General features: G+C 56.7%; 15 protein-coding genes. 4 read left to right on the top strand and 11 right to left on the bottom strand.

The window, feature by feature from the left end; genetic code table 11:
• Positions 1–189: 189 nt before the first annotated feature.
• From mltC to mutY, 3 genes are read right to left on the bottom strand one after another with little or no spacing between them, the layout of a single operon-like run.
• Positions 190–1269 (bottom strand): membrane-bound lytic murein transglycosylase MltC, encoded by a 1080-nt coding sequence (mltC, locus tag N1689_RS20650; RefSeq protein WP_161732666.1) that lies wholly within the window; start codon positions 1267–1269, stop codon positions 190–192.
• Between the two features lie 54 nt (positions 1270–1323).
• Positions 1324–1596 carry an oxidative damage protection protein gene (locus tag N1689_RS20645; RefSeq protein ID WP_003853409.1) on the bottom strand — a complete coding sequence of 91 codons (273 nt, stop codon included), beginning with the start codon at positions 1594–1596 and terminating at the stop codon, positions 1324–1326.
• The gene (gene mutY / locus N1689_RS20640) at positions 1596–2681 is read right to left on the bottom strand and encodes an A/G-specific adenine glycosylase (protein WP_260060056.1); all 1086 of its coding nucleotides are present in this window, start codon (positions 2679–2681) and stop codon (positions 1596–1598) included. Before mutY ends, N1689_RS20645 begins: the two co-directional genes overlap by 1 nt.
• A 154-nt stretch (positions 2682–2835) precedes the next feature.
• On the opposite strand from mutY, the gene trmB reads away from it, so the two are divergent.
• The 3 genes from trmB to N1689_RS20625 all read left to right on the top strand — a co-directional run bounded on the left by trmB (position 2836) and on the right by N1689_RS20625 (position 4663).
• On the top strand, positions 2836–3555 hold the full coding sequence (gene trmB, locus N1689_RS20635; protein WP_150014222.1) for a tRNA (guanosine(46)-N7)-methyltransferase TrmB: 720 nt from the start codon (positions 2836–2838) through the stop codon (positions 3553–3555).
• Entirely contained in the window at positions 3555–3881 is a 327-nt protein-coding gene (locus N1689_RS20630; protein WP_003853403.1) for a YggL family protein, read from the top strand. Before trmB ends, N1689_RS20630 begins: the two co-directional genes overlap by 1 nt.
• 65 nt (positions 3882–3946) lie before the next feature.
• Positions 3947–4663, top strand: coding sequence for a DUF2884 domain-containing protein (locus N1689_RS20625; RefSeq protein WP_253420000.1), 717 nt, complete (start codon positions 3947–3949; stop codon positions 4661–4663).
• A 36-nt stretch (positions 4664–4699) separates the two neighbouring features.
• Here N1689_RS20625 and hemW read toward each other — a convergent pair whose 3' ends face one another.
• Genes hemW through N1689_RS20605 form a run of 4 tightly spaced genes read right to left on the bottom strand, consistent with a single transcriptional unit; the run spans position 4700 to position 7721 of the window.
• A complete protein-coding gene (gene hemW, locus N1689_RS20620; RefSeq protein WP_253419998.1) occupies positions 4700–5839 on the bottom strand; it encodes a radical SAM family heme chaperone HemW in 1140 nt (379 codons plus the stop codon).
• Positions 5832–6425 carry an XTP/dITP diphosphatase gene (locus tag N1689_RS20615; RefSeq protein WP_161732654.1) on the bottom strand — a complete coding sequence of 198 codons (594 nt, stop codon included), beginning with the start codon at positions 6423–6425 and terminating at the stop codon, positions 5832–5834. The genes hemW and N1689_RS20615 overlap by 8 nt, the downstream gene beginning before the upstream one ends.
• 21 nt (positions 6426–6446) lie before the next feature.
• Entirely contained in the window at positions 6447–7001 is a 555-nt protein-coding gene (locus tag N1689_RS20610) for a YggT family protein (protein WP_150014212.1), read from the bottom strand.
• 12 nt (positions 7002–7013) lie between these two features.
• Positions 7014–7721 carry a YggS family pyridoxal phosphate-dependent enzyme gene (locus N1689_RS20605; RefSeq protein WP_161732652.1) on the bottom strand — a complete coding sequence of 236 codons (708 nt, stop codon included), beginning with the start codon at positions 7719–7721 and terminating at the stop codon, positions 7014–7016.
• Positions 7722–7735: 14 nt separating this feature from the next.
• On the opposite strand from N1689_RS20605, the gene N1689_RS20600 reads away from it, so the two are divergent.
• The gene (locus N1689_RS20600) at positions 7736–8731 is read left to right on the top strand and encodes a type IV pilus twitching motility protein PilT (RefSeq protein WP_260060055.1); all 996 of its coding nucleotides are present in this window, start codon (positions 7736–7738) and stop codon (positions 8729–8731) included.
• Between the two features lie 5 nt (positions 8732–8736).
• Here the strand turns inward: N1689_RS20600 and ruvX are convergent, their stop codons facing one another.
• The 4 genes from ruvX to rsmE form a co-directional block, all read right to left on the bottom strand.
• Positions 8737–9156 (bottom strand): Holliday junction resolvase RuvX, encoded by a 420-nt coding sequence (gene ruvX / locus N1689_RS20595; RefSeq protein WP_161732648.1) that lies wholly within the window; start codon positions 9154–9156, stop codon positions 8737–8739.
• On the bottom strand, positions 9156–9719 hold the full coding sequence (locus N1689_RS20590; protein WP_161732646.1) for a YqgE/AlgH family protein: 564 nt from the start codon (positions 9717–9719) through the stop codon (positions 9156–9158). Before N1689_RS20590 ends, ruvX begins: the two co-directional genes overlap by 1 nt.
• An 87-nt stretch (positions 9720–9806) precedes the next feature.
• Entirely contained in the window at positions 9807–10751 is a 945-nt protein-coding gene (gshB, locus tag N1689_RS20585) for a glutathione synthase (RefSeq protein ID WP_161732644.1), read from the bottom strand.
• Positions 10752–10857: 106 nt separating this feature from the next.
• Positions 10858–11589: a 16S rRNA (uracil(1498)-N(3))-methyltransferase gene (rsmE, locus tag N1689_RS20580; protein ID WP_260060054.1), complete on the bottom strand. Its 732-nt coding sequence runs from the start codon at positions 11587–11589 to the stop codon at positions 10858–10860.
• Positions 11590–11611 lie beyond the last annotated feature (22 nt).

The following is an 11611-nucleotide window of genomic DNA, read 5'->3' as shown; positions in this document are numbered from 1 at the left end:
GAGCCGGGGGTCAAGGGGCGCGGCGACTGGCGCCCCTTGTCGGTCGCCTGCAGAGGCGTGTCTGAAACTGCCCAACTAATCAGGCGAACGAAACCCCGCTCATAGCCCGTTCGCGCAGCGAACAAACCCCGGCTTCAGCGCCGCAAGCCCGTTCGCGCAGCGAACAACCCCCCGCTTCAGCGGCTTCGATCAGAATCCCCGATAACTCTTCTGAGCAGTGCTCACCTTATACAGATAACGACGCGACTCCGCCGACGGATGCTGGTTCGCCAGGGTCGAATAGACCTTGCCCGGTGACATGCCGTTAATCATCGAGAACGCGCGATCTTTATCGCTGGAGAAGACGCGCAGCACGCTGCCTGCACCACCGTTATAGGCGGTGATTACTGCATAGCGGCGTGATACCGGATCCTGAATGCCGCCCAGATAGCTGCGTTGCAACAGTGACAGATAAGCCGTACCGGCATCGATATTGTTCTCCGGATCCAGCAGATAGCTGCGGCTCGGCTTGCCCCATTTACCCTTCATGCGGAATACGTCAACACCGGCGGTATGCTGCACCACCTGCATCAGACCCAGCGCATCAGAATGGCTCACGGCGTAGGGGTTAAAGCTCGACTCCGTCTGCATAATCGCCAGGATCAACGAAGCGTCGACACCATACTGCTCGGCGGCTTTACGCACCATCGGCAGGTATTTGTGCGCTCGCTTGTCCAGGTGGTTCGGCACCATCGGAATCGAAATGCTGTAAATCACATGCAGACCCGAGGTGCGGCGCATCAATTTATTCTGAATCAGATAGTCAGCAAAGGCTTCCGCGCGGCCCTGCCAGCGAATCGGCTGACCGGTGTTATCCAGCACCTGACCATAGAGCAGCGGCTCTTTACTGATCTCGATGTCGTTGGCGTCAGAGTAGAGATCGACATTGCCCGGATCTTCGCCAATCAACAGCGTGGTCACGATCGCCTGACGCAGACTGGCCATCGGATCGGTACCAGAAATCGTCTCGATGGTCAGCTTACCGCTTTCAAAGTTGATGTGGCTGCGGGTGTAATAGTTGTCGCTATATTTGACGTAATCTTTAGGTCCGGCGATCAGGACCTCATTGATACCCCAGATATTCTCAATATTGTGAGCAAACTGGCCCATCAGAATATCAAAGCCGTTGGTGTCTTTAACCCACTCCTCGTGGGATTGCTGATTCTTTGACCCGGAACAGGAAACCAAAAGTGGGGCTATCACCAGCAGGGCGATTAATTTTTTATTCATTGGGAATGCAAGCCTGACCTGGATAACCGGCCTCAGCGATGAGGCCCGGAATGTTTACGCTTCTGGCGGTGTATAGCCTTCGATATGAACGTCTTTGCCTTCGAACAGGAAATTGATCATCTCCTTCTCCAGCACTTTACGATCTTCGGGATTCATCATGTTGAGCTTCTTCTCATTGATCAACATGGTCTGTTTCGCCATCCACTTCTGCCAGGCTTCTTTGGAGATGTCGTTGTAAATGCGTTTACCCAGGTCGCCCGGATAGAGCTGAAAATCCTGACCTTCCGCGTCGCGCTGTAAAAAAGTACAAAAAATGGTGCGGCTCATTACTCTTCCTCATTAATCTCACAACTGTCCAAAGCCAGTTGTCGGGGATGGCGCAGCTCGTGTAACAGGCGCTCAACGGGTGCAGCTAATCCCACAGATGGTGGCAGCGCTAAGTTATACCAGAGACCGCCTGCTTCATCCATCGCCGCCCCGGCAGAAGGCCACGACAGCCACATCGGCACGATATCGAGATGGAAATGGCTGAAGGTGTGACGAAACGCAGTAAGCTGCTGTGGTTTTGCATGGATGCCACGCGCTGCCAGCCAGTCATTCAGCGCCGCTTCGGTGGTGAACTGCGGAAAGCAGAACAGACCGCCCCACAGACCCACAGGCGGGCGCTGCTCCAGCCAGACATCATCGCCATCCTGCATCATCAGGAACCAGCCGCTGCGCTCTGGCAGCACCTGCTTAGGCTTCTTGCCGGGATAGCTCGCCCAGCTGTTGCTGGCGTACGCCTCACACCCGCTGTTCAGCGGGCAGATTTCACACTTCGGCTTAGAGCGGGTGCAGACAATCGCACCCAGATCCATCATAGCCTGATTAAACTGGCTGACGCCCTCGGCGGGTGTGACCTCTTCGCTGATCTGCCAGAGCCGTTTCTCGACCTCTTTTTTACCCGGCCAGCCGCTGACGGCATAGCAGCGGGCCAGCACGCGCTTGACGTTGCCATCCAGAATCGGGAAATGCTGACCCAGCGACAGCGACAGGATCGCGCCCGCCGTAGAGCGGCCAACGCCGGGCAGGGCTGAGACATCATCGAAATTACGTGGGAATTCGCCCCGATGAACCTCAACAATCTGCTTTGCGGCTTTATGGAGATTACGCGCCCGGGCGTAGTAGCCGAGGCCGGTCCAGAGATGCAGTACCTCATCCAGCGGCGCCGCAGCGAGATCGGTGACCGTAGGGAAGCGCGCCATAAAGCGTTCAAAATAGGGAATAACCGTGGCAACCTGGGTTTGCTGTAGCATCACTTCGGAGAGCCACACCTTATAAGGTGTTTTCTCCAGCTGCCACGGCAGGGTTTTGCGACCAAAGCGCTGATACCAGTCCAGCACCTGTTGCGCGAACTGCGGCGCTTGCATCATAAGAAGGAAATTTTCCGTGTTTACTCTACACTCAGGCAGGAATTCCAGCACATGCGCACCTGGGTGTAAACCGGAAGATTGCAAAGGCTTGCTTCTGCTTATGAACTTTGCATAATGCCCGTTTCCCGGAACAGGCTAACCAGCAGGCTTTTACATGATTAATGACGTCATCACCCCAGAATTTGATGAGAACGGGCGGCCATTGCGCCGGATCCGCAGCTTTGTGCGCCGCCAGGGTCGCTTAACGAAAGGCCAGCAGCAGGCGCTGGACACCCTGTGGCCGGTCATGGGGGTGGAATATCAGCCGGAGCCTGTCGATCTGCCCGCACTGTTTGGCCGCGAAGCTCCGGTCACGCTGGAGATTGGCTTTGGTATGGGCGCGTCCCTGGTGACCATGGCGCAGAACACACCGCATCAGAACTTCCTGGGTATTGAAGTGCACGCGCCGGGCGTGGGTGCCTGTCTCGCCGCCGCCAAAGAAGCCGATGTACAGAACCTGCGGGTGATGTGTCACGATGCGGTAGAAGTGCTGGAGAAGATGATTCCGGATAACTCACTGCGCATGGTTCAGCTTTTCTTCCCCGATCCGTGGCATAAAGCGCGTCACAATAAACGCCGTATCGTTCAGGTACCTTTCGCCGAGCTGGTGATGCGTAAACTGAAGCCGGGCGGCGTTTTCCATATGGCGACCGACTGGGAAGCCTACGCGGAGCATATGCTTGAAGTGATGAACAGCATCGATGGCTACCGCAACCAGTCAGAGCAACAGAATTACGTGCCGCGTCCTGAGACGCGTCCACTGACCAAGTTTGAGCAGCGCGGGCAGCGTTTAGGCCACGGCGTATGGGATTTAATGTTTGAGAGGGTGAAATAATGGCCACACAACGCAGCCGCCGTTTACGTAAAAAACTGCACATCGACGAGTTTCAGGAACTGGGCTTCTCCGTTGCCTGGCGCTTTCCGGAAGGCACCAGCGAAAGCGAAATCGATGAGACGCTGAACCAGTTCATCAATGAAGCGATCGATCCTAACGGCCTGGCCTTTGATGGCAGCGGCTACCTGGTGTGGGAAGGTCTGGTTTGCCTGCAGAAAACCGGCAAATGCACCGATGAGCATCGTGCGCTGGTCCGCAAATGGCTGGAAGACCGCAAGCTGCAGGATGTGCAGATGACGGAACTCTTTGACGTCTGGTGGGACTAAGTCGTCACACAGTGTCGGGCTGCGGCCCGATCGGAGGGTTTCAGACCCGATCTTAGGGAGTAGATATGATGCGTAAAGCGCTTCTTGCTGTGCTGCTGGTGGCAGCAACTCAGGCTCAGGCAGCCTACGAATGCAGCGTTAAGCCACAGGACGATGTGGTGATTAAACCGCAGAGCGTGCAGGTGGTCGGTGCCAGTGGCAATATGGAAATCTCGCCGCAGGGCGACGTGCAGTTCAACGGCCAGAAAGTTTCGCTGGATATCACTGAACGTCAGAAAGCGATCGACTATCAGAACGCGCTGCGTCGCGATCTGCCGTGGATCGATAGCGGAGCGACATCCCGTCTGGAAAAAGGACGTGCGGCACTGGATCGGGTCATCGTTGAAAAACTGGGCACCGACAGCAACGTGCGTAATCGCCTGACCACGCTGAATGGTCAGCTGAAACAGCAGATGAACCGCATCATTGAACATCGGGAAGACGGTCTGACGTTCCACCATCAGGCGATTGATCAGGTGCGCGCCGAAGGCGAACGGCTGGTGCAGTCAACGCTGGGCGGCGTGATGCAGGATAGTCTGAATGAGATGGGCAGTAAGCAGGGCAGCGGCGGCAGTAATCCGCTGCAGGCAATTATGGGCAATCTGGGCGGTCTGCAACAGTCGATTCAGGCTGAGTGGAGCAAGCAGGAGCAGGATTTCCAGAACTTCGGACACGAAGTATGTAATCGCGTTATTTCGCTGGAAGATCAGCGTAAACAGCTTACCCGCGCACTGAAAAAATAAGTTAACGCCTCAGCCTGCCGGGCTGAGGCGCTTTTGCTACTCTTCCGCTAAAAACAGCTCCAGCAGCGAATTCAGGAACAGCTTCCCTTTCTCCGTAATCTGCCACTGATCAGCGGTTTCCGTCACATAACCGGTGGCAATCGCGGCATCCATCTGCGGACGGATCACCTGCTCTGACAAACCGGTGTAGCGGCTGAACTCGTCGCGCGGCGCGGCCTCCAGCAGGCGAAAGCGGTTCATGAAATATTCAAACGGCTTGTCGCTATCGGCAACCTCATACTGCTTTTCGCGGTAGTTACCCTGCATGAAGCCACGCGGATGACGGGTTTTCACCGTGCGGACAATGCGGCCATCCGGCTGCGTCAGCTTGCCGTGTGCGCCACAGCCAATCCCCAGATAGTCGCCAAAGCGCCAGTAGTTGAGGTTGTGTTCACAGCGATAACCCGGCTTCGCGTAGGCGGAGGTTTCATACTGCTGATAACCCGCCGCCTGAAGTAGCCGATCACCCTGTTCGAAAATATCCCAAAGTGCATCATCATCTGGCAGCACCGGCGGGCGTGAGCCAAACAGCGTGTTGGGTTCGATGGTGAGCTGGTACCAGGAGAGATGCGGGGGGTTAAGCGCAATCGCCTGACGTAAATCGTCGAGCGCTTCCTCCAGAGACTGATCGGGCAGGCCATGCATCAGGTCGAGGTTAAAGCTGCGCAGCGACAGCGACTCTGCCAGTTCGGCGGCGCGTACGGCCTCTTCCGGGCCGTGAATACGGCCCAGACGCTGCAGCTTTTGCGGACTGAAACTCTGTACACCAATCGAAATACGGTTGATACCGGCGCGCTGATAGGCGCTGAACCGGTCCGCTTCCACGGTACCAGGATTTGCTTCCATGGTCACTTCCGCATCAGGGGAGAGCGTCAGACGCTCCCGCACGCCATCCATCAGCATCTGCATCGCGCTGCTGCTCAGCAGGCTGGGCGTGCCGCCACCAATGAAAATCGTGCGCACTTCCCGGTCGCCGATCAGCGGCAGGTCGATCTCCAGATCGCGCAGCAGGTGCTGCACATATTCAACGTGCGGCACCTCATCTTTCAGCGCGTGGGAGTTAAAATCACAGTAGGGGCACTTCTGTACGCACCACGGAATGTGGATGTAGAGACTTAACGGCGGCAGATTAGGCATTACGCATCGCTTCCAGCAACAGCGTCAATGCTTTACCCCGGTGAGAAACCGCACCTTTTTCCGCTTTGCTCAGCTCGGCCGCAGTTTTACCCAGCGCCGGGACAAAGAAAATCGGGTCGTAACCGAAGCCACCGGAACCCGCAGCGGAACGCGTAATTTCCCCCTGCCAGCTGCCGTGAAACACCAGCGGGGTCGGGTCTTCCGCATGACGCAGATAGACCAGTACGCAGTGGAACTGCGCCTGGCGCTGACCGTCAGGGACGTTTTCCAGCGCCTGTAATAGCTTCTCCAGGTTCTGCTGATCGCTGGCCTCTTCACCGGCGTAACGCGCCGAGTAGATGCCAGGCGCGCCGCCCAGCGCATCCACGGCCAGGCCGGAGTCATCGGCGATGGCCGGTAATCCGGTGATCTGTGCCGCGTGACGCGCTTTGAGAATCGCGTTCTCAATAAAGGTCAGGCCGGTCTCTTCTGCCGATTCAACCCCAAGGTCCGTCTGCGCGACGATATCCAGACCAAAGGCGGAGAGTAACTCCGCCAGTTCACGCACTTTGCCGGGATTGCCGGTTGCGAGCACAACTTTTTGCATAACAGTTCCAGTTTGATTCATTTACAGCAGATACCAGAGACCCGGAAACAGGTCCATGCCGAGAAAGTTCAGGGCATACAGCACCAGGATGACGATCATCGCAGAGAAATCGATGCCGCCCATCGCAGGCAGAATACGGCGAACAGGGGCCATCATCGGCTCGGTTAACTGCACCAGCAGATAATCGACCGGGCCACGTCCCTGGCTGATCCAGCTCATCAGAGAGCGTACGATAATGACCCAGAAGACCAGATAGCCGGCGGATTTCACCAGCGACAGCAGGCCGACCAGCAGGTTAGTCGGATCGACCGAGAACACGCCCACCTGAATCAGCAGCAGAATCGGGTATTTCAGCGTGGTCAGCACAAAGGCCAGCAGCAGCGAGGCGGTATCAATCGGCCCCAGCGCCGGCAGTATGCGGCGCAGTGGCTTAACAATTGGCTGTGTCACTTTTACGACAAACTGCGCCACTGGATTGTAAAAATCGCAGCGGGACCACTGCATCCAGATGCGTAACAGCAGCACCATGACGTAGAGATCGATCAGCGTTTTTACTAAAAACGTCAGTGTTAACATGAAGTTCCTCTGTTATTGTTGTGAGTTGTGCGCATAATCTCGTGCGCCAAAAATGGCGGTGCCGATACGCACCATCGTACTACCTGCGGCGATTGCCGCCTCCATGTCATCGCTCATTCCCAGCGAAAGCGTATCTATACCAGAATAGTGCTGTTGCAGCTGCCGGAAGGCTTCCGCCATCTGCTGACACACCGCCAGCTGCCGCTGGTAATCACTCTCCGCTGCCGGAATCGCCATCAATCCCCGCAGCCGCAGTTGCGGCAGGGCAGCGATCTGCTCCGCCAGCCCGGAAACGGCCTCCAGCATGATGCCAGATTTGCTGTTCTCGTCACTGATATTTACCTGAATTAACACATTCAGCGGTGGCAGCGAGGCGGGCCGCTGATCGTTGAGCCGCTGCGCAATGCGCTGGCGGTCAATGGTGTGACACCAGGCGAAATTTTCCGCCACCAGACGGCTTTTGTTGGACTGCAACGGGCCGATGAAGTGCCACGCCAGCTCAGGATGTGCGGCCAGTGCCTGAACTTTTTCAACCCCTTCCTGAACGTAATTTTCACCGAAGGCAATCTGGCCAGCGGCAAAGGCTTCTTCGACCGCGCTCGCAGGTTTGGTTTTACTGACTGCAAGCAGGGTAATTTCTTCTGGTGCGCGGCCGCAACGCGCGGCAGCGGCGGCGATTCGCTGCCGCACTTGCTGTAAGTTCTGCTGGATTGAAGTCATAGTCAGGAGAAATTATGAATCTGGATGAAATGGTGGGGCTTAGTGTAAAGCATAATGCCGCCGATCTGCACCTTTGCTGCGGACATTTGCCCTACTGGCGGCGGCAGGGAAAGCTGGAGGTCATTTCGCAGCAGGGCCCGCTTTCTGCCGCCTGGATGGCAGAGTTTATGACCCGCTGGCTCAGTGACCCGCAGCGGCAGGCGCTGGAACGCGCAAGGCAGCTCGACTTCGCTCTGAGCCTGGCTGGCGGTCAGCGTCTGCGTGCCAATCTGTTTATGCAGCGTAACGGCCTGTCACTGGCGCTGCGCATCATCGCCACGACGAGCCCGACGCTGGAGAGCCTGCAGCTGCCCGCCATTGTGCCGACGCTACTGGAGCAGCAGGATGGCCTGATTCTGGTGACCGGTGCGACCGGAAGTGGTAAATCGACCACGCTGGCGGCGCTGGTCGATGCGCTGAACCGCCAGCAGGCGCGCCATATCATTACGCTGGAAGATCCGATTGAATTTATCCATCACAGCCAGCAGTCGCTGATTCAGCAGCGCGAAATCGGCCTGCACTGCGATTCGTTCTCGCTGGGGATAAAGGCGGCGCTGCGTGAAGATCCCGACGTCATCCTGCTGGGTGAGCTGCGCGACAGCGACACCATCCGTCAGGCGCTGACGGCGGCGGAGACTGGCCATCTGGTACTGGCGACGCTGCATACTCGTGGCGCGGCGCAGGCGGTGGATCGGCTGGTGGATGTCTTCCCGGCGGAGGAGAAGCAGCTGGTGCGTACGCAACTCGCGGGCAGCCTGAAAGCAGTGATTGCACAGCGGCTGGTAACCTCAGTGGCTGGATCGCGGATTGGACTGTTTGAGGTACTGATCGCCACTCCGGGTATCACGAATCTGATCCGGGAAGGCAAGATGCATCAGATCCCCGCGCTGCTGCAGACCGGCGCACAGGCCGGTATGCAGACGTTTGAGCAGAGCCGGCTGGCGCGTCAGGCAGCCGGTCTGATTGAGTAAGCCGATCAGTAATGGTTTTCGAACCAGTCCTGCAAAATGATGGCAGCAGACTGTGAATCGACCGAGCCTTTGTTGAGGGCGCGATAACCGCCGCGCTCAAACAGGCCAGCACGCGCCTCTACCGTGCTGAGCCGTTCATCCTGCAGCTCTACCCGGATGCCAAAGCGACCGTGCAGGCGGTTGGCAAATTTACGCGCGCGGTCAGTCAGCGGCTGCTCGGTACCATCCATATTCAGCGGCAGGCCGACGACGACAAAATCGGGCTGCCACTCTTTCAGCAGCTTTTCGACCACCAGCCAGTCCGGGATACCATCCTGCGCTTTAATCGCGGTCAGCGGACGGGCACTGCCCGTGAGTTCCTGACCTACAGCGACACCAATACTTTTGGTGCCGAAGTCGAAACCTAACAGAGTCTGAGTTGACATCAGGCGTGTCCCGCGTCGCTGGCCATGTTGTGAATATCGACGCCAATACTGCGCGCCGCTTCGCGCCAGCGCTCTGAAATCGGCGTCTGGAACAGGATATTGCTGTTAGCAGGCGTGGTCAGCCAGGCATTTTCCATCAACTCATTTTCCAGCTGATCTTTTTCCCAGGCGCAGTAACCCAGCGCGACCAGCACATTGGTGGGCTGAGACGCGGTGCCAATCGACTCCAGCACGTCACGGGAGGTAGTGATAATCGTGTTATCTGAGACGCGAATGCTGGAGGTAAACGTGCGTTGTGCTGAGTGCAGAATAAAGCCACGATCTTCCGCCAGCGGACCGCCGGTAAACACCGGTTTATCCAGCCTGATGGCCGGGTCGCGATCGTCAGCAGGGATTTTCAGCTTCTTCAGAATGCCTTCAACCGTCAGGTTTTCCATGGGTTTATTGATGATCAGTCCCATTGCACCCTCTTCGTTATGTTCGCAGAGATAGACCACGGAACGTTTGAAGAAAGGATCCTGCAATGAAGGCATGGCAATCAAAAAGTGATGTTGTAAATTCATTCTCACACGATGTACCAAAAAAATAACCGGCACGCGACGGCCGCACCGGTATTGGGTTGATCACGGAGCCACGCCCCGGCTTCTTGCTCAGCCCAGGCGCTTCTCAATGGCATCCATCAACATGCCGGTGATGGAGATCGGGAACGCAGCCTCAATTTCACGAATGCAGGTTGGGCTGGTCACGTTAACTTCAGTCAGTTTATCACCGATGATGTCGAGACCGACAAAAATCAGTCCTTTTGCTTTCAGCGTTGGGCCTACACGGCGCGCAATTTCCCAGTCGCTTTCGCTCAGCGGACGCGCTTCACCGCGACCACCGGCGGCGAGATTACCACGCGTTTCACCACCCTGCGGGATACGCGCCAGGCAGTAAGGGACCGGTTCGCCATCTACAACTAGCACGCGTTTGTCGCCTTCTTTAATCGCCGCAATGTAGTTCTGTGCCATGCAGAAACGGCTCTCATGCTCGGTCAGGGTTTCGGTAATCACACCAAAGTTAGGATCGTCTTTCTTCACGCGGAAGATAGAGGCGCCACCCATGCCATCCAGCGGCTTCATGATGATGTCGCCATGCTCCTGCCAGAAGTCACGCAGCTGCGCTTTGCTGCGGGTCACCAGGGTGTCAGGCGTAAACTCGGCAAACCAGGCGGTGTAGAGCTTTTCGTTACAGTCACGCAGGCTCTGCGGTTTGTTCACGATCAGTGTACCCAGCTCTTCTGCGCGCTCCAGAATGTAGGTTGCATAGATGAACTCGGTATCGAATGGCGGATCTTTACGCATCAGCACCACGTTCAGGTCAGCCAGCGGGATCACCTGCTCGCTGCCGAATTGATACCAGTTGTCAGGATTCTGCTCGACGGTCAGCAGACGGGTGCGGGCAGAGGCCACGCCACCGCGCATGGAGAGATCGTGCATCTCCATGTAGTGAATTTCGTAACCGCGGCGCTGTGCTTCCAGCAGCATAGCGAAGCTGGAGTCTTTTTTAATATTGATGGACGAAACAGGGTCCATCACGATGCCAAGTTTAATCATTATTATCTCCTCGGTGAGGCGGTGTTTACCGCCTCGTCTGGTTCGGTCTGCAGTGGGCCGATCGGTCAGGACATCATGCCTGCGCTCTTTCCGCTGAAAGTATCGCTTAACCCAGGTCGCCAAACCTCACCTGAAGTGCCGTAATGGCCGTCAGCGCGGTGGTTTCGGTACGTAATACCCGTGGGCCAAGCAGAATGTCAGTAAAGTCGTGCTGGGCCGTCATCGCAATTTCGTCCGCAGACAAACCGCCTTCAGGGCCAATCAGCAGCCGTACCCGCTCAACAGGCTGTGGCAGCGTATTGATGCTGTGACTGGCGCGCGGATGCAGGTTGAGCTTCAGACCGCTGTCAGCCTCTGCACACCAGACTTCCAGCGTCATCGCTTCACGAATCTCCGGCACGCGATTACGGCCACACTGTTCGCAGGCGGCAATAGCAATTTTCTGCCACTGCTGGATCTTCTTCGCCAGACGTTCAGCATCAAGCTTTACGCCACAGCGCTCGGAAAACAAGGGTGTAATGACATTCACGCCCAGCTCGATCGATTTCTGGATAGTGAATTCCATTTTTTCACCGCGCGACATCACCTGACCTAAATGCAGATGCAAAGGTGACTCGCGATCGTCCGGCTGGCTCTCTGTGAGCGATACTTTTACACGCTTTTTATCAACATGCGTGATCTCTGCTGCAAAAGTCAGATTAGTGCCATCAAAGAGTTCCAGACGCTGGCCTGCCGTCATCCGGAGTACCCGGCCCACATGATTGGATGCATCTTCATCCAGGGTAATTTCACTGCCGATCTCTAATGGCCCGGCGTGATAGATGCGAGGTATGCGCATAAGGTTCCTGAAACCGGACGCC

Source organism: Pantoea sp. XY16 (genome assembly GCF_025153065.1).
In the GTDB taxonomy this organism is placed as follows: domain Bacteria; phylum Pseudomonadota; class Gammaproteobacteria; order Enterobacterales; family Enterobacteriaceae; genus Pantoea; species Pantoea alfalfae.
Note: the sequence above shows the minus strand (reverse complement) of the source record. Positions and strands in the feature narration are given on the sequence as shown.